The sequence below is a fragment of the Paenibacillus puldeungensis genome (assembly GCF_042678945.1).
GTDB lineage: Bacteria > Bacillota > Bacilli > Paenibacillales > Paenibacillaceae > Fontibacillus > Fontibacillus puldeungensis.
Genome location: NZ_JBHTLM010000003.1, coordinates 166254 through 188374 on the forward strand (window position 1 = coordinate 166254; position 22121 = coordinate 188374).

The window sequence follows — 22121 nt, forward strand, 5'->3', positions numbered from 1 at the left end:
ACTTCTCCCTTGATAGCTGGTACGCGTTATTATCCAGCCCGAGAACTAATTACTTCGAACGATGCGGAGAAACAATTCCATTCACCTCATTTGAAAGAATATAACAATAATATATTACAATATAGTACTACTTAATCGTGGAATATCACACTTACAAGCTGGGCTCTTTGTATTGTTCCAGAAACTGAAGTATCGTATCGTTTACTTCAATAGGATATTCCCTAACCATATGCGGTCGATGGCTTCCGTTTTGAACAATATGGTACCTTGATTGCTTAACAAGTGATGCCAGTCGTTTGATTTTTTCCTTACCGACAAATGGATCATGCTCCCCTGTTATAAATAACGCAGGACATTGAATACTTCTAAGTTGTTCGAGCGTAAGCTGCGGGTACAAACGCCAATCTTGTGCTGATTGTCTCATGAACTCTTCCCAATTTCCTTGATGTGCTTCCAAATGTCTCTCCATCATTTGATTGATGATATCCTGCAATCCTTGTTCAATTAGCCATTCCGGCTCAAATTCCTCGGCTCCCCTCGGGTCGCAAAATCCACTTGTACCTATTGCAGTTAACGTCTCAACTCTCTCAGGATTATTAATGGCCATGTAAAGTCCAATATTTGCGCCTAAGCTATAGCCAATTAAATGTGCCGAAGCAATATTCAATTGATCCATAAAGTCAATGATATTGTCTCGATTGCCCAATCGCTCATAATACATTTCCAAATCCTTGAAATTAGCATATGGCATTCGACTTACCCTCATCATTCAACTCATCAATGGTAAATATGTGTTTCCTTCCATTGGAGTAATAATCGCCGCTTTGGGCAGAAAATTCGAAAACACAATAGTCAGAATCGTCAACTCCAAGTGGGTAGTATTGTTCGTCACCTTCTTCCCATAGCAGTTTTTTGCTTTCAGTATCATGGCAAACCTTCATTTCCCCGATCAGCATAAGTCCATTACTTTCACCAACAAAATAGAGACACGCTCTTTGATTCACCAAAAAATGTTTGGTTCGCATCGATGACGTATTCGTAGAGAACCAAAACTTTTTCAATCCGTCGTGTACCTTTTTAAACATTTGCTTTGAGTTTGGAAAGCCATTTTCATCCACTGAGCTGACGATAATTGTCTGAACATCTTGTACTAATGAAATGATTTGCTTCAATGTAGCTTGGTCCAAAATTACTCCTCATTTCGTTTTAGATTTTGAAGAACTTTTGCAAGCATGTGATCGAACTGATCAATTTCCTCGTCTGAAAACCCTTTGTAAAATAGCTCATTCATCTGTGTTGAGACGTTATCGTAGGTTTTATTTAGTGCTTTAGCCTCAGGTGTTAGCGTAATTAGTGTTTGCCTTCTGTCTTTTGGATCTGGATTACGTACGATGTGGCCTTGCTCAGCCATTCGATCAAGCATACTAGTAAGCGTCGTCTTAGCAAGCGATGTCTTCTCACCAATCTCTGTTATGGTTAAATTATCCTTCTGCCACAGCACGTATAAGATGCGCCCCTGGGCCCCATTGAAGTCCTCAATCGAATTTTCTCTCAAGAGTTTTTCAAAAATTCGATCACTTAGCTGTTTAATTTGGGAGATATAAAACCCACCACGTGTTTCTCTACTCATAAGCACCATCCTTAATGTACTATATAGAATAATACTATATAGAACTAATATCAAGCCGTTAAAATATCTGAGAAAGAAAATTTTATATTGACGCTAGATGGATGATATTAAGCGGATATTTTCATAGAAAAATGGTACGTTATTGGGGGATCAATAACATATTTGGGGAGGCCGTCGGTATGAACAAGAATTCTGTTTATCGAACAAACGTTATAGGCGCTGGGGAGGTTGGTAGAGCCATCACAGTCGACATGGATAAGAATTCTATTCATAAAACAAACAGCATATTTTGGGACACAAAAGGAAATGACATCTTAGGAGCAACCTCGCTTCCTTTCTATGGAGCATTTGTCTCAGAAGAAAAATGCCAACTTTTTGGTGATGTCTCCGGAAAAAAGATGCTGGAGATCGGCTGTGGAACCGGTCATTCCTTGCAATATCAGGGGGAACGCAAAGCATCTGAACTATGGGCTGTGGATATATCGGAAAAACAAATCGAAAAGGCAAAACAGCATTTGACGGCATGCGGCCTTACAGCAAGATTTATTTGCTCTCCCATGGAAGAGGAATGTGGCATACCACTGGATTATTTTGACTTTGTTTATTCGATTTATGCCATAGGCTGGACCACCGATCTTGAGGGGACTTTTTGCCGAATCGCTTCTTACCTGAAAAAAGACGGTGTATTTATTTTCAGTTGGTCTCACCCTATACACAAATGTGTTGTTGCAGAAAATAATATGCTTGCTTTCAAAAAATGTTATTTCGATGAATCTTGGTATTCGGTATCTCTTGATGAAGGTACGCTAACCTTATCCGACCGTAAACTATCAACCTATGTGAATGCGCTCTCCAAAGCGGGATTTGTCATTGAGCAAATGGTTGAGCAATCTGATGATGAAATGATGCAAGCGCGGGACGATACCAGCGATTTTGCAAAAAAAGCGAAGATGCTTCCTGTAACTTTTGTAATCAAAGCGAGAAAACTATAGTATCCAGCTGTTTGGTGTCGCTGCACAACAAGGCTGCCGATTGATTGTTGCTTACGGCAGCCTTGTAAAGCTTATGCGTTCGTTCATGTCAGCGGATGACTATAGATATGGATAATCCCAAAGTGTTGGACTTAACCTAACGTGCGTTTAAATGCTTTACTAGCGAAGAAGTAAGCGATGATCATAATGCCGACGCACCAGACAAGTGCAATCCATATATCATTGCCCACAGCCCCTTCATACAAGAGGGCACGAATCGCATTTACGATGGATGTCACGGGCTGATTCTCAGCGAACGCACGGACGATTTTGGGCATGGTTTCCGTGGGAACAAAGGCTGAACTGATAAACGGCAGGAAAATCAGCGGGTACGAGTAAGCCGTCGCCCCCTCCATTGACTTCGCTGTCAATCCGGGGATAACCGCCAGCCATGTCAGCGCCAGTGTAAACAGCCCGAGGATCCCAGCTACTGCGAGCCAATCCATGATAGGTGCACTGGAGCGGAAGCCCATTAAGAGCGCGACGAGGAAAACCACCACGAGAGTAAGCGCATTGGAAACGAGCGAGGTCAGCACATGAGCCCACAAAACCGACGAGCGCTTGATCGGCATAGTAATGAAACGCGACATCAGACCGCTTTTTACATCCGTAAATAGCCGCACCGAAGTGTAAGCGACGCCGGATGCGATAGCCATCAGCAAGATTCCCGGCAATAAATAATTGACATAGTTGTCCGTACCTGATTGTATGGCGCCGCCAAATACGTAGACAAACAGCAGCATCATCATAATCGGCGTAATTGCCACCGTAATAATCGTATCCGGGCTGCGCATGATGTTGCGCATTAAACGTCCTAGTAATACCCCTGTTTTGCTTTTCATTTACATCTCCTCCTTTTTGCCAATGATCGCAAGGAAAATTTCTTCCAATGTCGGCTGCTTAGGGGTGTACTCCACTTTCGCCGGCGGGAACATCGCTTTGAGTTCGGTAAGGGTACCGGTCGTGATGATTTTTCCGCCATGCAGGATGGCGATGCGGTCCGCCAGTTGTTCGGCTTCCTCCAGGTACTGGGTCGTCAGCAAGATGGTCGTACCGCTTCCGGCAAGCTCCTTGACGGCATCCCAAACTTCGATTCGCGCTTCGGGGTCAAGCCCTGTGGTCGGTTCGTCGAGAAAAATGACTGCAGGTTTCCCGATTAGGCTCATGGCGATGTCAAGCCGGCGCTTCATCCCGCCGGAATACTTATCCGCCCGGCGGCCCGCCGCATCAGTCAGGCTGAATCTGGCAAGCAGATTGTCGGCGACCTGAGCGGGCTGGGGAACGCCTCGAAGCTTGGCGATCATAATCAGGTTTTCACGCCCCGTGAGCATGCCGTCCAAAGCGGAGAACTGCCCCGTTAGGCTGATGCTCTGGCGAACATGATCCGGTTGACGGTTGACATCAAAGCCGCAAATACCCGCTTCACCGCCATCGGACTTCATCAGCGTCGAAAGGATATTGACCGTCGTCGTCTTGCCCGCTCCATTTGAGCCCAGCAGTGCGAAAATTTCGCCGCGCCGCACCTCAAAATCCACCCCCTTTAAGACTTCCTTGTCTTTAAAGGATTTTGTTAGCCCTTTTACAGAAATCGTTGCATTACTCATACCTTCTCCTCCTATAATTTGCTATTTAGTATGACTGATATTCAGTATCACTTATTACCTGGCGAAAATTAGACTGAATAGCAAGGTGGCAACCCATTTTGTAACTAGCCATTCAGTCGGAATGATCTATTCAATTTACTTTTTCAACCGCTCCATGATACTCTTATTCAACTCTTCACGATACTTGGCAGTATAGGTTTTAGCGTTAGTCACTAGTTCGTCGGCAAAGGACGCCACATCGTCTCCAGTGATATCCAGCACTTTCCGGCCATCCGCCGTACCGGCTTCAAACAAATCGATTAATTCATACTGCATGTGCAGCATATCCATCCCGTTGCCTGCTGAGAAGTTCCACATGTAGTTTTGGATTTTCTTAAATACAAACTGGTAGTCTTCTGGCAGGGCATGAACCCGTGCCATCATCATCTTGTATTCTTTTTTATCACCAATCATTTTTTTGAATATTTCCATCATGGTTTTTTCCTCCTTATATTTAAAGCTTAACAAGACACTCCAGAAAAATTGATTAGAATATCTTATGCTAAATTGACTTCAAGGCGTTGATTTTGGATGATACAAAATCCCATTTTTCCCAAAACAGTTCAAGTTCTTGGCGGCCAGCCTCGTTCAGTGAGTAAAATTTGCGGGGCGGGCCCATATCCGACGCTTTCTTTTGTAAATTCACCAGGTTTTTCTTTTCCAAACGAACGAGGATGGTGTAGACCGTCCCTTCCACGACTTCGGTAAACCCAAGTTCGTTCAGGCGGCGGGTAATTTCGTAGCCATAGGTTTCATGGCGACTGATGATTTCCAGCACGCAGCCTTCAAGCGAACCCTTCAGCATTTCAGTTAAATTTTCCATGTTTTGCACCCTTTTACTTGGTTTTATGATCTGTAACTGAATCTTTGATTAGATCGTCGCAGAAAGCCGCTACATTACTTCCCGTCACTTCGAGCACGCCTTTCCCCAAGGTCGCGCCTTCTTCAAAAAGGTCGACAATCCCCGAGAGCAAAGCCGTTCCTTCGGTTAGCTGGGCAGGGCCGACCTTGAAGAGATATTTTTGAATCTCTTTATAAACAATCTGATAATCTTGCGGGAGCGCTTTGACACGTGCCACGTGCGCTCGCCACTCTTTTTTGCCTTCGATGATATCTTGTATTGTCATTTTATCCCCCTATTTACCTAATTTTTTAGCGATTTGATTGTTGAGTTGCTCGCGCCATTTGTCGCGATAAGATTTAGCCCCTTCTTCGCCGGCTAGCGCCGAACAGAAGCCTTTGATATCGTCACCCAATACCTCTTGAACACTCTGACCGTCCGCTGCAGTTTCTTCGAGCAGGCCAAGCACACCGTCAAGAATTGGCATGAGGTTGCGACCGGTAAAATCTGTGTGCGGCCAAAGATTGGCTTTAATCTTTTCCCATGCTGCTTGATAATCAGCCGGTAGCTTTTGGGCTCGCGATTCAAACTTTTTCAATTCTTTAGTCATATCATTGCCGGTAATTTTATCCCAAAAATTCATTGCTTCATCTCCTTTAACTTTGTTAATTTTAGATGTTACGAATTCCTTTTTTGCAAGAACCCCTACTTGGTCTGACTTATATTCAGTATAACTTAGTACCGAGGGAAAAATTTACTGAATAGCATTAAGAAATTACGCTATTCAGTATTGCTTATTACACGTACATCGTAACACTAAGTAGTGAGGGTGTCAACAGGCTTTCTAAATGTTTTTTACATCGCTCGGCAGTTAGAAAACAAAGTACTCTATTACATACCTAGTACATTTTTGAGTATAAAAAAGACAACCGGTATCATTAGTGCGGGAATTAGATTCATCGTCTTGAAGTTTTGTATGCCGAGAATGCTTAAGCCAGAGCAAAATATTAGAACTCCGCCAACAATTGATGTCTCAGTCAAAAGCTCTGGGGTAATGAATCCTGATAAAACATTGGCCAGAAGGTACAGCAGCCCTTGCCAACAGAAGAGTACCGCTGCAGACCAAATGATCCCAATACCAAAAGTTGACGCCAGTACAATTGAAGTTACTCCGTCAAGAATAGCATTTGTGAATAAATACGTGTGATTCCCATGTAAAGCACTTTCCATTGGCCCCAGTATGGACATCGTTCCTAAGCAAAATAACAGTATCGCGGTTGATAACCCCTCTGCTAAATTCCCCTTTGAGATTCTGGTAACTAAATTCTTGAATCGTTGCTCCAAATTAAGCTTCTGACCAATGACACCACCTAGTGCAAAACTAACAATAAACAATACGGGATACTGGCTAGCCGACATATACGTGACGATCGAGTGGATGCCAAGGGCAGCCGCTGCAAGTCCCATTGCCTGCATCAGAATATTTTGGTAAGACTCGTTCAAACCCTTCTTGAAAAGACTTCCGGCTACGCAACCTGCCATAATGGTTGATACATTAACAATCGTTCCAATCATTGTTGCTCTCCCCGCTTGCATATGCCAGCAATTTTTCATAATCCGGCGATGCGTCTGCATGCGTGCCTACAAAACGAATCGTCAGATATTTTTGCTGAGGAAGCAATTTCGTAGTTGATTCCAAACGTTTAGGATCATCCGGTTCTACGAACAGGAATAAAGCATGGTACTCTTCGAAATTCCTTTCATGCAAATTTGTGACTGAGATCGTCAAACCTACTTGGCCCAAGAAAATACTGGACTTCATATTGTTACTATTTTCCCAAAGATCCTCTACTTTAGACGCATCTTCGATCTGCTGGATTCGGTTATTAATTTTCTGCCCAATCTGTTCGAACTCACGAATCTTCTCTTCCGTTCTGCGCTGTTGTTCCTTTAATAAAGACAGAATATGATGGATATCCCGCTGATCTATAAACTGCTTGATTTCCTTTAGAGGAACATTCAAGGCTTTGAGGTAAAGTATCGTATTCAAGCGCTCAAATTGCTCGATGGAGTAATAACGGTAGCCAGTTACATTGTCAACAAACGCTGGCGTGAAAAGATGGATCTCATCATAATAACGCAGCGTCCGGATATCGATCTGAAAGAGCTTTGACATTTCGCCGATTAAAAACATATTCTCATAGTTTCCCCCCTGCCCTTTGTTTCTTTACTTACCTTTTCATTAAGAATTGGAATTTGTACTTTGTCAATGTTCAATGAAAACGGTAAGCGGCTCAAGTTCAGGGTTTAGCGCATAGGCCACATAATCACGGGCGCTTAGCTCAAGCTCCTCGTCTGACAGATGCTGCATTACGCCGTACAAAATATAGGGTGTCAAATAGCGAGTCCCAATCAAGCTGCTGGTTGCCTGAAAAGGTCGGAGCAGCTCTGGAACGGTGTATTTAAAATTGCCGTCTGGTGAATAGTTTTCTTTAGCTGCACCGGTAGAAACGGCGATCAGCAGCTCTTTACCATGCAGCTTATCGCCTTTGCTTCCATAAGCCCAGCCGTAGGTGAGGACTGTATCCTCCCATTTTTTCAATAATGAAGGGCTGCTGTACCAGTAGAAAGGAAATTGTATAACAATACGATCGTGTTGCTCCAATAGTCTTTGCTCGGCTGCGACGTCAATCTTCTCATCGGGGTAAGCCTCATAGACACGGTGTACGGTAACTCCAGCTTGCTTCTCCATCTCTTCTGTCAAGCGTCGATTCACACGGGAAGCAGTTAAATCAGGGTGAAAAACAAGAACGAGTGTTTTCATATCAAATCTCCTCATAATTAGATCCTACTTCTATGCTTAAAAATGTCCAACAATTCGGTGCGGGACATACGGATCTTCCAAAAATGAAATCTCCTCGGGTGTTAGTTGAATGGAAAGAGCGGTTTCCGCATCTTCTAGCTGGGAGATCTTTGTTGCACCGACAATAGGAGCGGTTACCGGCTCTTTGTGAAGAAGCCATGCCAGTGCGATGTGAACCCGGTGAACGTTATGTTTCTCTGCGAGACTCGCAACCCGGTCTACCACCAACTGATCTGCATCTGCGGTTGCATCATATTTTTGTTTAGCAATTTCATCGGTTTCAGAACGAGGCGTGGCCACTTCCCGGGCTAATCTTCCTCCTGCCAGAGGGCTATAAGGAATGACTGCAATTTTTTCTTCCTTACAAAGCGGCAGCATCTCCCGCTCCTCCTCGCGGTAAATGAGGTTTAAATGATCCTGCATGGATACAAATCTTGTCCACCCATTCTTCTCAGCTACATGTAACGCCTTCTGAAACTGCCATGCCCACATGGCAGAAGCACCGATGTAACGCGCTTTACCGGCTTTAACTACGTCGTGAAGGGCCTCCATCGTCTCTTCGATGGGTGTGCTATAATCCCAGCGATGAATTTGGTACAAATCAACGTAATCGGTTTTCAGCCTTTGAAGGCTCTTATCGATTTCGCTCATGATTGCTTTGCGAGAAAGCCCGGCACCGTTGGGCCCTTGATGCATTCGTCCATGGATCTTAGTTGCGATGACAATTTCATCGCGGTTCGCATAATCCTTTAGTACTGCCCCGACAATTTCCTCGCTGGTCCCCTCAGCATAGACATTTGCTGTATCAAAAAAATTGATCCCCATATCCAAAGCTTTTTTGATGATGGGTCGTGCCTGTTCTTCATCAAGCACCCATCGATGATGTCCTTTTGAAGCATCGCCAAAACCCATACAGCCCAGACAAATTCGGGATACATCAAGGCCGGAATTTCCAAGCTTTGTATAATCCATTTTCTTGTTCCTCCCTTTCAGCTTTGATGAATATCAAGCGTTGTGTTGATATTATAAGCGTGTACCAAACTCGAATAAATATTAAGTAATCCTGAAATAAATGAACATTGATCGATTAATCAACTATAGTTTATAATTCTAGCCAGAAACAAAAGAGGTTCAATAATCAATTATTCGCGATGTGTGGATTACTCAACATATTTTTAATAATTGCCCATTATCTCAGAAGGAGGACTATAGAAATGACTAAAGTGGATCGGAGGGTGCTCAAATCCCAAGAAGCCATAAAGAAAGCCATTCTGGAATTAATGGCCGAGAAAAACTTTGACAATATTACCATCCGGGATATTTCCGACAGGGCAAACGTGAATCGGGGAACTATCTATCTCCACTACATGGATAAATATGACTTACTGGATAAAATTATTGAAGAACACATCAACAATCTCCGCGATCTTTGCCACTCTGCGTCTGAAATGAGTTTCCAGGAAGGAAATTATGTCTGGTTCGAATATTTTGCAGAAAATCATTTGTTCTTTTCAACCATGCTAAATACAAAAAGCGCAGCTTTTTTTCGTAGCCAATTCCTTGATTTAGTCGTTCAGGAGTATGGGGTTGAAGTAGATGTAACCGGGGGGAAAAATCAAGGCTTAAGTAAAGAGGTCATTCTACAATTTTTTGGAGCAGCTGTCGTGGGTGCAGTGGAATGGTGGTTCAGAAATTCAATGCCTCTACCACCTCGCTTCATGGCAGAACAAACTGGAATATTGTTAGATAGAAATTTTTAATTCCCGCGTTGTTTCAGGAAAATCTCTGGTCAAAGAACCCACATGTACTCTTAACAATAGAACGGCTTTATCCGGTGACGGATAAAGCCGTTTAATGAAGTCACCACTTCATAAGCTCTTTGATATGAGCAGTTAGTTTATTCGCCGCTTTACGATGAGTAGCTTGAGACGGGTGGAAGTCGGCTGCGTAGCCGTCAGTTGGCAGCTGCACGTCAAACCTCATGACAGTAATATTCCTGTCGCCTGTTTCCCGGCTATACCCGCTAACAGCTTGTTCGACAAAAGGATACAATCTATCCCCCATCATCCCCAACGTACACAGAATTGCGGCATGAGGATTGTTGCGTCTGACCATTTTTAGAAATTCAATATACTCCTGGGCATATTCTGCTTGCTTACTGGCTTCCTCTTTGGTGTAAGAATCATCGTTTGTTCCGAGGTTAATGACAATGAGATCAGGCACAAACTTATTGAAATCCCACCATAAGTCTTGAGGCAGCAGTGTACCATCAAATTTTCCCTCAGACTTGCCCACTTTTTCATAGTAATCCGGGATAAGATGAGTGGTAAGCTTTTGATCGTTTTCCGTGTAGCCTGTAATGATGCCGTATCCGCTGTAGGAAACCATGCTGTAGTCAGCCTGCAACTGCTGAGCGGTCAGGTATGCATATGTTTTTGTGACATCTTCCGTAGCCGTGGAAAAGGAATTCAGCTCATGCTCATCATCAACACCATAGCCGCAAGTAATGGAATCGCCGATGAACTCAATAGTATGTGCGTTGTCCGGGGTTGGCTTAATTCCATCTGCAGCGTCAACGGCGATCTCCTGAATCCCGACTGTTGACATCGCCGACTCAGATAGTTTAATAACCGTTACTGTTATATCCTGCACCGTATCGCTTTCAAATACAGTATACTTTGTAAGTGGCTTATTCAATTGATCGTCAATGACCCGTTTTCCGTTTACGCTGATTCCAATTCGGGCCAGATTATTACCTGTTGAGGCAATAGCATCCCCTTTTAATGTAATCTCCGCTTTTTTACCATAGAATGAAAATTCCACACCGCCGCCTGAGAGAGCCAGCCACAGCACATCATTATAATAGTGAGTCCGACCTATGATTTTGACATGGTTCTCTGTTGCTTTAAACACTTGGATTGATTCCAGCATCCTGAACCTACCTTCCTTTTCTGCTTCTGTACATGTAACAGTAACATAAGTCGTTCTATTGTTCCTGCAAATAATTACAATTTACTCTAATCTTCAAACCGTCGTTTGATAAATTCAAGCTCGGTTTCGATGTCTTGGACGTCCATAATTGAAAGTATCTATTGTAAAAATACTAGTCGGCATCGCCTGTCGAGGAATAAAATAAGCGATGGAAGTTTCAAATAATTCAGAAGAATTAACCGAAATAATAAACTGGCTACTTTTCCTAGGTGGGGATAATAAGGTCAGAGAAGTGCCAGATGAAGTCTTGGAGGGTTTACAAGAGAGATTATACTTATACTGTACTAAGATGGGTAGATGAAAGGGCGATCAGAGTAACCGCCCTTTTATCTTAGCTATTACAATATTTCGATATACCCTTCTGTTCCATGCACGCGAATTCGTTGCCCATCTTTGATCCGTTTGGTAGCATTCTCCACTCCGACAACGGCTGGCAAGCCATATTCACGCGCAATAACGGCTCCATGGGTCATCAGCCCGCCAACTTCGGTGACCAGGCCTTTAATGGATATAAACAATGGCGTCCAGCTCGGATCCGTAAAGGAGGTGACTAATATATCTCCATCTTCCAGATCAGCATCTTCCATGTTTAAGATAACACGCGCTCGTCCCTCTATCACTCCGGAAGAAACAGGTAGACCTATAATCGCTTCGGCTGGGAGGTTTTCCCGTTTGTACTTCCCTGCAATGATTTCGCCATCAGACGTAATAACACGCGGTGGAGTTAGTTTTTCATATAATTTGTACTCGTCTTTTCGTTTGCTGATGACTTGGTAATCCAGTTGATTTGTGCGGACGGCTTCGCGAAGCTCTTCAAAGGAGAGGTAATAGATATCTTCTCTTTCATGAATAACGCCCGCTTGTACGAGTTGTTCGGCTTCCTTCAGTAAAGCCTGCTTATAAACGAAGTAACGATTAACCATGCCGTATTTGGGATATTCCCGATATCCGGCGAAATTCCGGATGAGGTCGATCATTCGTTTGGTTTCTTTGGCTTTTTGTTCACCATCCGGTAATTGCTTCAAGCGATCTAATAATTCTTGTTCTTTATTCAAAGCTTCCTGTCGCCCTTGCTCAAATTTCCGAATGCTTGCATTAGGCACAAAGTTTTTGATGTTACTCAGAATCAACGGGACAAGTGTAGTTGGTTTTTCGCTCCAACGAGTTCTGGTTATATCGATTTCTCCGGCACATCGCATTCCGTATTTGTTGAGATAAGCATTGATCGCATCATAGGCTTCCTGCCCGCCCTCAAACTTAAGCAATTCATCCATAAAGCGATCATCTTGTACCTGCTGCAAATACGCAATGACTTCCGGATAAGGACGAATCACATCCGCGACATCCAATAGCGCCAGACCCATTTCCGAAGTAATATTGCCCGATACAGATTGAGAAAGCGTGTCTGCTGCGTTTTTTTCACCTAACCATTTGTTCATGTTTTCATTGATCCATGTTGAAGCATTCATGGCTGTCATAATTACACCGAAGCTTTGTGGATCAGATAAACTCCTCTTTAATTGCTGGATATCTTCCAGTATAAAATCAAACAGATCAGACCCTGATTTCGTTTGGATTTTTTGTTTTAACTCTTTTATCGATGTTTGACTACGCTTAATCAAATCAGAAACGATTGTCGGATCGTAGTCGATTAATGTATGGTAATCCGCAGGTGGCACATCTTTTTTGCTTTTACCGGGGCGCGTTTCTTTTTCATCATTGGGTAATTTTTTTATAAAATCTCCTCGCTCTAGTACGGTCATGAGTGCGTCTTTTATGAGCGGATCGGATTGTCCCAGTTTTAATATAGTTTCTCTACCGACAGGTGAAGCCAGCATAGGTGCAACATCAACAAACAACCTTCCAGCGGCTATACGCATGGTTGCAGGAGTCGTTAACAGCCAAAAAGACAATCCCAATGGTTTCATGGGGTCTGTCATCATTTGTTGGTGACCAACAGATACATAAACATGATTTTCCTGATCATTCGCCTCAGGGATCGGGTATAAAGTCGTGATTGGCCGGCTTTGGACAATGTAAAATGTATCATGGGCCAAACACCATTCGATATCCTGCGGCTGGTCAAAATAAGCTTCGATCTGTCTTCCAATGCATGCCAGTTGTAAAATTTGTTGTTCAGTAAGTGTTTGAATCGTTTGCTGATCAGGATCAAGCTGCTGAATCTCTGTTCCGCCTTCTTTTCGTCCATAGATCGCCAATTTTTTGGTCGCTATCCGTTTATCGACGATTTCCCCTTCCCGTACTTTATAATTATCGGCAGATACTAAGCCAGAGACCAGCGCTTCACCGAGTCCAAAACCGGCATCGATGGATATCAGCTTTCGGCTTCCGGTCATGGGATCGGCGGTAAATAAAATCCCCGAAACCTGCGGCAAAACCATCCTTTGAACGATAACAGATAAATAAACATGCCGGTGGTCGAATCCATTTTGCATGCGGTAGATGACTGCGCGATCCGTAAATAGGGACGCCCAGCATTTGCGGATATGCTGCAAGATGGCATCGACGCCGATGATATTTAAATAGGTATCTTGTTGACCGGCAAAAGAAGCCTGCGGCAAATCTTCGGCAGTCGCACTGGAACGCACGGCAAAGCCAAGTTCCTCGCCAAACCGGGAGAGATAGTGAGTCACTGCTTTCACAACATCGGAAGGAACTTCTACGTCCAAAATGGTTTGCCGAATCTTCCCGCTGATTTCGCCAATTTGGTCTCGATCCTCGACTTTTTGCATGGTTAGTTGATCCAATAAAGCTTGATACGTTGTGTTTTGTTCGATGGCTTTTTGAAATCCCACGGTTGTAACACAAAATCCTTCAGGTACTTGTATCCCTTCAATTTTTGATAACTCCCCTAAATTTAACCCTTTTCCGCCAACGAGCGAAAGCTGTGTTTTTTCGATTTCCTTAAAGCCGAGAACCAAAGAACTCATTCAACACCTCTCCTAACCATTAAATTGAGAAAAAACGTTTGACAAGAGCTTACCGACGTGTTACTATTAAAATGTAAGATGAGATTTTTATATCTATACATAATCACAGTCGCGATCTGATTATATCATCGTGTCTGTTTATATGCAATATAAAAGAACCTGGCAAAATTGCTCAGGTTCTTTTTTTGATTTCCGCGCTTCCCGCTCTGCATTTTGACTTTTCAAGTGATGGTTACCTATAGTGTCTTGACCATTATAAAATCTATTTGTTCTTCATCACCCATGTAGAAAGCGTGGGCTCCGGTTTGAACAAACCCCATTTTTTTATAAAAAGCAATAGCATGATCATTATTTTCCCATACGCCTAGCCAGATTTTCTTCTTATTACATTCCATCGCAATCTCCGTAGCTTTATTAAGCAAACTTTTACCAAGACCATGTTTTTGAAATTTATTTTTTATATAAATTCTTTCGATTTCAAGGGATTCATCGCCCATATCTTCAGACTGAGCATCATCGGTATTGACCTTTAAATATCCAGCGACTTCACTGTTCAAATAAACAAAAAAGAATTGCGAAGAATTATTGGACAATTCTTTTTCTAATTGTTTCAAGTTAAAAGCTCTTTCCAAATAGGCATTCATATTTTCAGGCGAATTCTGATGCTTAAATGTCTCATTAAATGTTTCATAACTAAGTTTCTGAAGTTGGCGTGAGTTTTCGAGGGTACACTTTCTAAAATGTATAGTCATCGTATGCATCGCTCCTTTTATTCAATCAATCATGTATTTATTGTTGCAAATACAACATTAATCTTATATATTAAAGTTACACCGATAATATTGTAAATGCAATAATAAAATAAAGAGGTCGAGTAAAATGAAATATTTATTTTATGTACTAGGAATTTTAACTTTAACCCTTGGTATTTCTTTAACCATACAATCAAACCTTGGAACTTCACCATTTGATGCACTTTTGGTAGGATTGTCCGCAAATGTAGGGCTTACTGTGGGAAGTTGGGAAGTAATAACTGCTTTATTATTGATTTGCTGCAATTCACTTTTAAAAAGACAAAGGCCAGAAGTTTTGGGGTTGTTTACAGCACTAATAACGGGTAGTGGTATTGATTTGTGGCTTTTTTTATTGCGCAATTTGATAACACCTGAGCTTTGGTACAGCAAACTGGTTTGTTTTGGAATAGGTTTAGTTGTTATCGGATTAGGAACTGCCACCTATTTGCACACAAACTTTGCACCGATCCCAGTTGATCGATTAACATTAATCATACAAGAGTTAACTAAAACGAATTTATTTTTCTCAAGAACAATCATTTACCTCGTATTCTTAATCATTGCCATGATTTTTAATGGACCAATTGGTGTTGGAACTTTATTAAACGTTTGCTTTGGAGGACTAATACTGAATTACTTTATGCCATTTACAGAAAAGATTTTAAACCGCGTAATAACACAATCAAGTACATCATCAATTCATGAGAAAGAAGAACCTATATGAAAAAAAAGAAGAAGATCGGTTGTCCCATGCTAAGCTCTGCTTGGACAACCAATGGAAGAGCTCGAGGGATGGGTCATCATTCGCATAGCTTTCATTATTAAAGGCGTATATCACCATTTATAATGGCCCATGAGTGTGGCTATACGCTACATCTCATCTGGTCCCATGCATCATGAGTAGATTGCCATTTTCCTTCGCTAGAGCAATATAGGTTACTCCGCCTACCCATCCTGGAGGCAGCGTTCCTTCAATAATCCAAGCTTCTGCAATAGGGTTATAGCTGATCGCGAAAGGGGGATTCCTCCAAGATAAAAGGGTAATGTTCCGCCAAATAGAGGAAGATTGCATTTGCAGCTGCATGTTCATCTGGTAGCTCACCCAAAGCAGCATCTTCTCCCACTCGGCTTCTCTGAATTAAAGTGTCCCGATCGGCGAAATAAAGCTCATATCTTCCAATTAAACTTTCATCGTCCAAATCGCGTTCCACCAATCCATATTCGATAGTCGTTTCCTGTTGGTGCACCTTGCTTTTGCTCTTTTTCTTAATTTTCACTTTTATAGTGATTTGATTAACGCGAAGCCGATCTCGTTGCCGCTGCTGCTCCGCGACCAATTCCTCCCAAGCATCCATAAAACCCATCATGAATCATCCTCAATAAACTTATTGTTGAAAATACTTTTCTATAGGTAGCTTTTCTCGCCTTAGTGAACGGAAAACCAGCCTCCCGTTTTTTTCATTTTATCACACTAGAAGAATCTGCTGCTTACTGCTATTGTTCTTGTTGTTCTTGTCACTGCGATTGTGAAACGCGAGAACTTCCTTCTATCGTCGCTACCTGCTAAAATAATAGATTAGCTGGTAAGATGAAAGTGAGGACTAGAAAAGTGGGCTTTATACGTTCTTTTTTTCTGGAAATGCAAGAATGGTCCAGAAATATCAGGCTATTTTTTCTAGCAAATATCCTGTATCAAATTGGCACCGGTATGTTCGGTGTGCTTTATAACCTTTACATACAAGGACTCGGCTATGGCGATGCCATGAACGGGCGCGTCGTCAGCATTCAGTCCTTAGCTACAGCGCTGTTGTTCGTACCTATCGGCATATGGGGGGACCGGACTAGTCACAAAAAAATACTTGTACTCGGTGCCTTGCTGAGTGGAATTGGCTTTATCCTCCGTTCGTTCTCATCCGGTGAAATCGCGTTAATCGGCTTCGCCGTATTCACAGGTCTGTTTGCGTCTTTTTTTCAAGTGTTGTCGATCCCCTTCCTGGCAGCGAACGTGGACAGCAAGAAAAGACTGCGCATGTTCAGCTATTTTTCCTCCCTTGGTCTTGCTTCACAGGTGATCGGTAGCATGGGAGGCGGCGTTATTGCCGATGCGCTCAGATCCATTGGCTTTACGAATTTACTCAGCCTGCGAACCGTGCTGGTCATGGGAGGAGCTGCCACCTTGGCTGCCTTCATTCCTATGCTATTCGTCCGTGAAAACGGCGGACCAAGCGCCGCTCAGCTTGACCAGAAATCTGCAAACAAACCGCCAAAACAATTGGTACATACCACCGCCGACGACTCTACTGGTGGGGCTGCAGCCGAATATCGTATGATCGCCCGCTTCGTTTTCGCGCAGCTGCTGATCGGCTTCGGCTCGGGCCTTGTTGTTCCTTATCTGAATTTGTATTTCACCAACCGCTTCTCTATTTCGCTTTCGCTGATGAGCTTTCTGATATCGCTTGGGCAGGTCATGACAATCTTATCCATGCTGATCGGTCCAACTCTGGCAACCCGGGTCGGCCAGGTGAAAGCCGTCGTATGGTTCCAAATGTTGTCCCTGCCGTTCCTAGTGCTAACCGGCTTCACGAATTGGTTCGCCGTCGCCGCCATCAGCTTCCTGTTCCGGCAAGCGCTTATGAATGCGGCAAATCCGATCCAGTCCGCCATCATGATTGACCGAATCGGTGACAAACGGCGCGGCATCGCGAACTCGCTGACTCAGACCGCCTTCATGCTTGGCTGGGCCACGATGGGCCCCGTTCAGTCGCATTTGGTTACCACCTACGGAACGTACTGGGGTTATGCCATTACGTTCAGCATTACCGGTTGTCTATACGCCGCCGCCTCATTTTTATATTATTTCATGTTCCGAAAACATGGCTATCGTGAGGTCGGTGATTTGGATACTCCCCACAATTAACGGAAGTTTGACAAAAAAGCGACCTCATTCCCCACTTTAGCGGTGGATTATGAGGTCGTCCAATTTTGCTTATTTATTTATTCCATCGGCGATATATTCGAAAAAGTCAAAATCAGCATAATGTTGGTGCTTAACATGATCGGCACAGGTCAAACCAACAAAACTGCCTGTAAACTCACCATACCTGCTGTACTCATCAGAGAATTTCGTAGTATCAAAGTCATTTCCTATTCGTGTATACACTTTGCCGTCATAACTCCATTCGAACCAAAGCTGGCGCTCTCTGATATTCAGACGCATATAAATCGGGACGTCATTTACAGGTACCCGGGTACTCAACAACTCAGCCTTCTCCCCATTTTCCAAATGAATAATGGACAAGGCACTTTGCCCCAAAGTTTCGCTGTAGTATTTTCTTAAATTGACATAGTTCATGTTATCGTAATACAAAATCAGACCGGCACTATGTTGAGGCACTTCAGGCATAAACTCCATTTTTGTTGTCACCGTTGCATATACGGATGTCAATTTTCTGGCTAATATGCTTACCTTATTTAGAGATGCTCTTGATTCCTGACCGCGAATTCTTACATAACCCGGGCGCGCTTTTACATCAGCGAAGTGTTTCGGCATGATTCTTGGCGCATAGTATTGTATGCCCAATTCTCCTGAATCAAAATGGTCAAACAAAGGAATTTCATTCACTGGGTATTCCGGCAGCTGGCTCTCAGGCACATATTCCTTGGCCAGATTACTGCCATCTTCCATCCTGAGCCACCCGTCCGCAGTCCACGCCATTTTCTGTATGGCCGTCTCGCGTCCCAGCGTACACCGAAGCTCCGGTACGAACGGTCGTGCACAGAGGTGAACCAGATAGACTTCACCAAACGGGGTTTCCACATAGCTCCCATGTCCTGATTTTTGCAGCACAGAATCCGGATTGAAATATTTAGGCTTTAAATGATCCGGATCATGCCTTTCATAGAAGTCACCTGGTATGGAGGTCACGATTGGATTCATTGGATCTTTTTCGTAAGGTCCCCACACATTTTTGGCTCTCCCCATAGTAACACTGTGGCCATAACCGGTACCGCCTTCAGCGCACATAATATAATAGTAATCCCCACGTTTTGTCAGATGCGGTGCTTCAATGCAGCCCCTGTCGGTCCCGCCTGTCCATATTCTTTTCGGGTAACCTACGATTTCTTTATTCTCGGTGGAATACTCTACCAGACAGATCGCTCCGGGCTTTTCATATCCCTCTCGGGTCTCCCATTCCAAGGATACAATCCACTTCTTTCCATCAACATCATGCAGGATCGAGGCGTCAAATCCGGACGAATGCAGATAAACCGGCTCACTCCAGGGTCCTTTGATGTCTTTTGCCGTTATTATAAAATTATCAACATCAAAATATCTCGCATTCATGGAATTCATTACACCATATACAACATAAAACAGATCATCTTGCTCACTGTAGGTTAGAGAAGGAGCCCATATGCCTTTGGCAGATGGCAGTTTCTTCAAATCTACGACAGTGTCATCGGTCAGCACATGCGTGTACAGCTCCCAATTCTTCAAATCCCTAGAATGATAGATTGGAATCCCGGGGAACCATTCAAATGATGATACGGCCAGGTAATAATCGCCCCCTTTTCTGCAAATACAAGGATCGGGATTAAATCCCGGAAGTATAGGGTTTCTGATCATTCAGTACACTCCTTCCCTAGAACTCTCCGGGATACCAGCCAAGACTTACGGATTTTCCCAGATCCCAGCTATCCCAACCGATCCAGCCCGGCTCATTGACCGTGTCCAACAACAATTTATAATTCCAATAAAAATGGCCGCTGATTTTTTTCCATGCTTCCAGCTGCGCTAATGCAATCTGACTGTATAATTCTTTTCGACTTTCAGCATTCAATTTATCTTCACTTGCTTCAACTCCGTTAACGGGCGACAATCCACCTGCAGTGTCGATCCCGCAGCCATAGGAATTGAACAGGCTCCATTCTCCACAGATTACGGGAAAGTACTCCTGCATTTCCTCGATATCTCCGGTTAAATACTCTTCGACATATTTCTTATACCCCTCAAGGGATTGTTCGCAACCGTACATTTCAGCCATCATCAAATACTGGTGCGTGTCCAGCACGACATTTTTGAATTCTGCTTCTCTCATGAAGTCCTTCCACGCTTTAAGCTCGAAACCATCATGAATGACAATAACCTTATCCTCCGGAAGATAACGACGCATTCTGCGATAGGCTTCCACATAAAACTCGCGCAGAAAATCCAAGGAAATGGGTGCACTGCCTGCCGCCAGCTCCAGATCTACTGGTTTATACCGATTCTGAATATCCATTGCATTCCAGGTCCGCTCGGTAATAGGCTCATTCAAAACACCTATTCCCCATAGGCTAGAGTTTGTTCCGTATCGGTTGGACAGCTTTTCAAGTAACTGAAGTGCAAATTCTACACTGTCAGGCTGCTGCGCCCATTTGCATACCCCGGAGATACCTCCATTATCAAAACCATTCTGGCTTCCCGGCACAGTATGAAGATCAATCAGTATCTTTAAACCGTATTTCTCAGCCCATAAAAAAGCTCTATCCAGTTCTTCTACACAGCCGACAAATGGCGGACAATCTCCCATAATAAAGTACGGAATGGGGATGCGCACCGCGTTCATTCCAAAAGAACGGATCGCTGCAAAATCCCGCTCGGAGATGTATTCGCGACGATGCAATTTAATACGCGCCTCATAGACTTTTTGGGAAAGTTGGGTTGGTAGATAGTACTCATCCTCTGCCGTAGTACCTTCGAAAAGCCCCGGACTCATCCACTTCTCCAGCACTAGCCAATTTCCAAGGTTTACACCATTAATATACATATACGTGTCCCCTTCTGGATTAAAATATTGAATTACATATTAAATTGTAGTGGGTAGGCCGTCTATCTTATATCACAAATCCCATGAATATATCATAGAACTCAGACTTTTCTTTTGGTACACTACTTTTGAGAAAAGGGGGTTATCGCATGATTAGTAAGGATGCATTGCTGGACAACAATATCGACACCGAGGCAGAACAAAGTGTAAAAAGACACTTTTCACATATACTGTTTCAAAATCAGGAAGTGGGAAAAATGCACAATCCATACGATCAGGAAGTCCGGGAAATCAGCAGTATTCGTAACGGTGATATGAAGCAGCTGGAAAAAAGCTTGAGCGAGAACTTCAAGGGTCATTATGGCGTTCTTGCCAAAGATCATCTTCGTTCCGTAAAAAATATATGCATTGTTGTAATCACACTGGCAAGCCGTGCCGCTATTGAAGGTGGCGTTTCTCCTGAGATCGCTTATTCTCTTAGTGACAGCTACATCTATAAAATCGAAGAGTTATCTGATTCACAAACGATACAACGCTTGTGCCGCCAAGCAGAGTACGAATATACCCGGATGGTCCATCACATCAAACAACAGAGACATAGCAATCCCAGAAAGAAGAGCAACAACCCTCGGATTAATCAGTGTAAAGACTATATTTTCAAGCATCTTCATGAGAAAATCAGTATCAAAAATATCGCACAAGAATTAAAAACGAATTCAAATTACTTGGCAGAACTATTCAGTCAAAGTGAGGGAATCACAATCAGAGATTTCATTATGCAAGAAAAAGTGAATCTGGCGAAAAACCTTTTAATTTACTCAGAGTATTCATACAGTGAAATAGCAACCAATCTGGGCTTTTGCTCCCAGAGTCACTTTGGTCAAAATTTTAAAAATGTAACCCACCTCACACCCAGACAGTTTCGTGAAGTGTACGGTGTCAAGAGTTAAGTATGTGAAATAGAAAATGCGAAAGATTCCAAGTCTCAATTCGATCCATTCCGGCATCACCGTAATAAATCCCCCCGAATTCAAAATTGAGACACCAACAGGCGAAAAAATGAAAGCCGCTACCCCTGCTTAATAGGGTGGCGGCTTCATGTTGCTCCTTCGTATTTTGCTAAATATAGCGTCTTACTTTTTTCATATAACTCATGTACTCTTCCCCAAATTTCTCTACGCACCATTTCTCTTCGGAAAGAATAATCCAATGCGCTGATACTTGAAAAACGATTAATGACGCAAGCAATATGAACGACTGTGTAAGCAGCACGCAACCTAAGAAATAAATTAAATATGCCACATACATGGGGTTGCGGGAAACACGGTAAAGTCCTTTGAGATTTATGCCGTTCTTTGCAGGCTTGGCAAAATTGGATACGGACACGATGCAAAATAGAACACCTAAACCATATACGACTGAGCCTGCATAAAACCAGACGGAGTCAATATTGATTTTGAGGAAGCATAAATATACGAATAAAAATATGGTTGCAATTTGATAAAACCAGAACGCCACCTTTTCTTTTTCAATCAGCGGAGGGAAAAAAGCCGCACGCCTTAACGCT

Annotated in this window: 26 protein-coding genes and 1 pseudogene; 6 read left to right on the plus strand and 21 right to left on the minus strand. The window is 43.1% G+C overall.

What is annotated here, in order from left to right; all coding sequences use genetic code 11:
* Positions 1-151: 151 nt before the first annotated feature.
* From ACFQ3W_RS05720 to ACFQ3W_RS05730, 3 genes are read right to left on the minus strand one after another with little or no spacing between them, the layout of a single operon-like run.
* Entirely contained in the window at positions 152-751 is a 600-nt protein-coding gene (locus ACFQ3W_RS05720; RefSeq protein WP_379317544.1) for an alpha/beta fold hydrolase, read from the minus strand.
* Positions 738-1187, minus strand: coding sequence for a pyridoxamine 5'-phosphate oxidase family protein (locus ACFQ3W_RS05725; protein ID WP_379317546.1), 450 nt, complete (start codon positions 1185-1187; stop codon positions 738-740). Before ACFQ3W_RS05725 ends, ACFQ3W_RS05720 begins: the two co-directional genes overlap by 14 nt.
* 2 nt (positions 1188-1189) lie before the next feature.
* A complete protein-coding gene (locus ACFQ3W_RS05730) occupies positions 1190-1630 on the minus strand; it encodes a MarR family transcriptional regulator (protein WP_379317548.1) in 441 nt (146 codons plus the stop codon).
* Between the two features lie 179 nt (positions 1631-1809).
* On the opposite strand from ACFQ3W_RS05730, the gene ACFQ3W_RS05735 reads away from it, so the two are divergent.
* Complete coding sequence (locus ACFQ3W_RS05735; protein WP_379317550.1) at positions 1810-2622, plus strand: class I SAM-dependent methyltransferase; 813 nt, start codon at positions 1810-1812, stop codon at positions 2620-2622.
* Between the two features lie 131 nt (positions 2623-2753).
* On the opposite strand, the gene ACFQ3W_RS05740 is transcribed toward ACFQ3W_RS05735, so the two are convergent.
* From ACFQ3W_RS05740 to ACFQ3W_RS05785, 10 genes are all read right to left on the minus strand, one after another.
* Positions 2754-3503 carry an ABC transporter permease gene (locus ACFQ3W_RS05740; protein ID WP_379317552.1) on the minus strand — a complete coding sequence of 250 codons (750 nt, stop codon included), beginning with the start codon at positions 3501-3503 and terminating at the stop codon, positions 2754-2756.
* Positions 3504-4265: an ABC transporter ATP-binding protein gene (locus tag ACFQ3W_RS05745; protein ID WP_379317554.1), complete on the minus strand. Its 762-nt coding sequence runs from the start codon at positions 4263-4265 to the stop codon at positions 3504-3506.
* A 135-nt stretch (positions 4266-4400) separates the two neighbouring features.
* Positions 4401-4739, minus strand: a complete 339-nt coding sequence (locus ACFQ3W_RS05750) for a DUF1048 domain-containing protein (RefSeq protein WP_379317556.1) — start codon at positions 4737-4739, stop codon at positions 4401-4403.
* Between the two features lie 67 nt (positions 4740-4806).
* Entirely contained in the window at positions 4807-5127 is a 321-nt protein-coding gene (locus ACFQ3W_RS05755) for a PadR family transcriptional regulator (protein ID WP_379317558.1), read from the minus strand.
* Positions 5128-5140: 13 nt separating this feature from the next.
* Entirely contained in the window at positions 5141-5431 is a 291-nt protein-coding gene (locus ACFQ3W_RS05760) for a DUF1048 domain-containing protein (protein ID WP_379317560.1), read from the minus strand.
* 9 nt (positions 5432-5440) lie between these two features.
* Positions 5441-5788 (minus strand): DUF1048 domain-containing protein, encoded by a 348-nt coding sequence (locus tag ACFQ3W_RS05765; RefSeq protein ID WP_379317562.1) that lies wholly within the window; start codon positions 5786-5788, stop codon positions 5441-5443.
* Between the two features lie 248 nt (positions 5789-6036).
* Positions 6037-6720, minus strand: coding sequence for a DUF554 domain-containing protein (locus ACFQ3W_RS05770; RefSeq protein ID WP_379317564.1), 684 nt, complete (start codon positions 6718-6720; stop codon positions 6037-6039).
* Positions 6701-7321, minus strand: coding sequence for a MerR family transcriptional regulator (locus tag ACFQ3W_RS05775; RefSeq protein WP_379317566.1), 621 nt, complete (start codon positions 7319-7321; stop codon positions 6701-6703). Before ACFQ3W_RS05775 ends, ACFQ3W_RS05770 begins: the two co-directional genes overlap by 20 nt.
* 90 nt (positions 7322-7411) lie before the next feature.
* Positions 7412-7969 carry an NAD(P)H-dependent oxidoreductase gene (locus tag ACFQ3W_RS05780; RefSeq protein ID WP_379317568.1) on the minus strand — a complete coding sequence of 186 codons (558 nt, stop codon included), beginning with the start codon at positions 7967-7969 and terminating at the stop codon, positions 7412-7414.
* Positions 7970-8005: 36 nt separating this feature from the next.
* Entirely contained in the window at positions 8006-8980 is a 975-nt protein-coding gene (locus ACFQ3W_RS05785) for an aldo/keto reductase (RefSeq protein ID WP_379317570.1), read from the minus strand.
* Between the two features lie 242 nt (positions 8981-9222).
* On the opposite strand from ACFQ3W_RS05785, the gene ACFQ3W_RS05790 reads away from it, so the two are divergent.
* Entirely contained in the window at positions 9223-9768 is a 546-nt protein-coding gene (locus ACFQ3W_RS05790; RefSeq protein WP_379317572.1) for a TetR/AcrR family transcriptional regulator, read from the plus strand.
* A 100-nt stretch (positions 9769-9868) separates the two neighbouring features.
* Here the strand turns inward: ACFQ3W_RS05790 and ACFQ3W_RS05795 are convergent, their stop codons facing one another.
* On the minus strand, positions 9869-10921 hold the full coding sequence (locus ACFQ3W_RS05795) for an SGNH/GDSL hydrolase family protein (RefSeq protein ID WP_379317574.1): 1053 nt from the start codon (positions 10919-10921) through the stop codon (positions 9869-9871).
* Between the two features lie 238 nt (positions 10922-11159).
* Between ACFQ3W_RS05795 and ACFQ3W_RS05800 the strand changes: the two are divergent.
* Positions 11160-11300: pseudogene (locus ACFQ3W_RS05800) on the plus strand (helix-turn-helix transcriptional regulator); the annotation flags it as partial.
* Positions 11301-11337: 37 nt separating this feature from the next.
* Here the strand turns inward: ACFQ3W_RS05800 and ppsA are convergent.
* A complete protein-coding gene (gene ppsA / locus ACFQ3W_RS05805; RefSeq protein ID WP_379317576.1) occupies positions 11338-13950 on the minus strand; it encodes a phosphoenolpyruvate synthase in 2613 nt (870 codons plus the stop codon).
* 236 nt (positions 13951-14186) lie between these two features.
* Positions 14187-14702 carry a GNAT family N-acetyltransferase gene (locus ACFQ3W_RS05810; protein WP_379317578.1) on the minus strand — a complete coding sequence of 172 codons (516 nt, stop codon included), beginning with the start codon at positions 14700-14702 and terminating at the stop codon, positions 14187-14189.
* Between the two features lie 127 nt (positions 14703-14829).
* Here ACFQ3W_RS05810 and ACFQ3W_RS05815 point away from each other — a divergent pair, with 127 nt between their 5' ends.
* The gene (locus ACFQ3W_RS05815; RefSeq protein ID WP_379317580.1) at positions 14830-15468 is read left to right on the plus strand and encodes a YczE/YyaS/YitT family protein; all 639 of its coding nucleotides are present in this window, start codon (positions 14830-14832) and stop codon (positions 15466-15468) included.
* Positions 15469-15621: 153 nt separating this feature from the next.
* Here ACFQ3W_RS05815 and ACFQ3W_RS05820 read toward each other — a convergent pair whose 3' ends face one another.
* Entirely contained in the window at positions 15622-15858 is a 237-nt protein-coding gene (locus ACFQ3W_RS05820) for an NTF2 fold immunity protein (protein WP_379317582.1), read from the minus strand.
* Positions 15743-16111: a hypothetical protein gene (locus tag ACFQ3W_RS05825; RefSeq protein ID WP_379317974.1), complete on the minus strand. Its 369-nt coding sequence runs from the start codon at positions 16109-16111 to the stop codon at positions 15743-15745. Before ACFQ3W_RS05825 ends, ACFQ3W_RS05820 begins: the two co-directional genes overlap by 116 nt.
* A gap of 272 nt (positions 16112-16383) precedes the next feature.
* Between ACFQ3W_RS05825 and ACFQ3W_RS05830 the strand changes: the two genes are divergently transcribed.
* Positions 16384-17661, plus strand: a complete 1278-nt coding sequence (locus tag ACFQ3W_RS05830; protein WP_379317584.1) for an MFS transporter — start codon at positions 16384-16386, stop codon at positions 17659-17661.
* A gap of 69 nt (positions 17662-17730) precedes the next feature.
* On the opposite strand, the gene ACFQ3W_RS05835 is transcribed toward ACFQ3W_RS05830, so the two are convergent.
* Both ACFQ3W_RS05835 and ACFQ3W_RS05840 read right to left on the minus strand, forming a co-directional pair.
* The gene (locus ACFQ3W_RS05835) at positions 17731-19371 is read right to left on the minus strand and encodes a glycoside hydrolase family 43 protein (RefSeq protein ID WP_379317586.1); all 1641 of its coding nucleotides are present in this window, start codon (positions 19369-19371) and stop codon (positions 17731-17733) included.
* Positions 19372-19387: 16 nt separating this feature from the next.
* Positions 19388-20554, minus strand: a complete 1167-nt coding sequence (locus ACFQ3W_RS05840; RefSeq protein WP_379317588.1) for a glycoside hydrolase family 5 protein — start codon at positions 20552-20554, stop codon at positions 19388-19390.
* Between the two features lie 149 nt (positions 20555-20703).
* Here ACFQ3W_RS05840 and ACFQ3W_RS05845 point away from each other — a divergent pair, with 149 nt between their 5' ends.
* Complete coding sequence (locus ACFQ3W_RS05845) at positions 20704-21504, plus strand: helix-turn-helix domain-containing protein (protein WP_379317590.1); 801 nt, start codon at positions 20704-20706, stop codon at positions 21502-21504.
* Between the two features lie 169 nt (positions 21505-21673).
* On the opposite strand, the gene ACFQ3W_RS05850 is transcribed toward ACFQ3W_RS05845, so the two are convergent.
* Complete coding sequence (locus tag ACFQ3W_RS05850) at positions 21674-22072, minus strand: methyltransferase family protein (RefSeq protein ID WP_379317592.1); 399 nt, start codon at positions 22070-22072, stop codon at positions 21674-21676.
* Between the last annotated feature and the right edge of the window lie 49 nt (positions 22073-22121).

What these genes read in the sequence shown, in the direction of transcription:
- ACFQ3W_RS05745 (WP_379317554.1), bottom strand. Translation starts at nt 4,265, where the DNA reads ATGAGTAATGCAACGATTTCTGTAAAAGGGCTAACAAAATCCTTTAAA.
- ACFQ3W_RS05760 (WP_379317560.1), bottom strand. Translation starts at nt 5,431, where the DNA reads ATGACAATACAAGATATCATCGAAGGCAAAAAAGAGTGGCGAGCGCAC.
- ACFQ3W_RS05720 (WP_379317544.1), bottom strand. Translation starts at nt 751, where the DNA reads ATGCCATATGCTAATTTCAAGGATTTGGAAATGTATTATGAGCGATTG.
- ACFQ3W_RS05780 (WP_379317568.1), bottom strand. Translation starts at nt 7,969, where the DNA reads ATGAAAACACTCGTTCTTGTTTTTCACCCTGATTTAACTGCTTCCCGT.
- ACFQ3W_RS05735 (WP_379317550.1), top strand. Translation starts at nt 1,810, where the DNA reads ATGAACAAGAATTCTGTTTATCGAACAAACGTTATAGGCGCTGGGGAG.
- ACFQ3W_RS05765 (WP_379317562.1), bottom strand. Translation starts at nt 5,788, where the DNA reads ATGAATTTTTGGGATAAAATTACCGGCAATGATATGACTAAAGAATTG.
- ACFQ3W_RS05740 (WP_379317552.1), bottom strand. Translation starts at nt 3,503, where the DNA reads ATGAAAAGCAAAACAGGGGTATTACTAGGACGTTTAATGCGCAACATC.
- ppsA (WP_379317576.1), bottom strand. Translation starts at nt 13,950, where the DNA reads ATGAGTTCTTTGGTTCTCGGCTTTAAGGAAATCGAAAAAACACAGCTT.
- ACFQ3W_RS05770 (WP_379317564.1), bottom strand. Translation starts at nt 6,720, where the DNA reads ATGATTGGAACGATTGTTAATGTATCAACCATTATGGCAGGTTGCGTA.
- ACFQ3W_RS05830 (WP_379317584.1), top strand. Translation starts at nt 16,384, where the DNA reads ATGCAAGAATGGTCCAGAAATATCAGGCTATTTTTTCTAGCAAATATC.
- ACFQ3W_RS05755 (WP_379317558.1), bottom strand. Translation starts at nt 5,127, where the DNA reads ATGGAAAATTTAACTGAAATGCTGAAGGGTTCGCTTGAAGGCTGCGTG.
- ACFQ3W_RS05750 (WP_379317556.1), bottom strand. Translation starts at nt 4,739, where the DNA reads ATGATGGAAATATTCAAAAAAATGATTGGTGATAAAAAAGAATACAAG.
- ACFQ3W_RS05815 (WP_379317580.1), top strand. Translation starts at nt 14,830, where the DNA reads ATGAAATATTTATTTTATGTACTAGGAATTTTAACTTTAACCCTTGGT.
- ACFQ3W_RS05840 (WP_379317588.1), bottom strand. Translation starts at nt 20,554, where the DNA reads ATGTATATTAATGGTGTAAACCTTGGAAATTGGCTAGTGCTGGAGAAG.
- ACFQ3W_RS05775 (WP_379317566.1), bottom strand. Translation starts at nt 7,321, where the DNA reads ATGTCAAAGCTCTTTCAGATCGATATCCGGACGCTGCGTTATTATGAT.
- ACFQ3W_RS05810 (WP_379317578.1), bottom strand. Translation starts at nt 14,702, where the DNA reads ATGACTATACATTTTAGAAAGTGTACCCTCGAAAACTCACGCCAACTT.
- ACFQ3W_RS05835 (WP_379317586.1), bottom strand. Translation starts at nt 19,371, where the DNA reads ATGATCAGAAACCCTATACTTCCGGGATTTAATCCCGATCCTTGTATT.
- ACFQ3W_RS05820 (WP_379317582.1), bottom strand. Translation starts at nt 15,858, where the DNA reads ATGCTGCTTTGGGTGAGCTACCAGATGAACATGCAGCTGCAAATGCAA.
- ACFQ3W_RS05825 (WP_379317974.1), bottom strand. Translation starts at nt 16,111, where the DNA reads ATGATGGGTTTTATGGATGCTTGGGAGGAATTGGTCGCGGAGCAGCAG.
- ACFQ3W_RS05785 (WP_379317570.1), bottom strand. Translation starts at nt 8,980, where the DNA reads ATGGATTATACAAAGCTTGGAAATTCCGGCCTTGATGTATCCCGAATT.
- ACFQ3W_RS05730 (WP_379317548.1), bottom strand. Translation starts at nt 1,630, where the DNA reads ATGAGTAGAGAAACACGTGGTGGGTTTTATATCTCCCAAATTAAACAG.
- ACFQ3W_RS05845 (WP_379317590.1), top strand. Translation starts at nt 20,704, where the DNA reads ATGATTAGTAAGGATGCATTGCTGGACAACAATATCGACACCGAGGCA.
- ACFQ3W_RS05790 (WP_379317572.1), top strand. Translation starts at nt 9,223, where the DNA reads ATGACTAAAGTGGATCGGAGGGTGCTCAAATCCCAAGAAGCCATAAAG.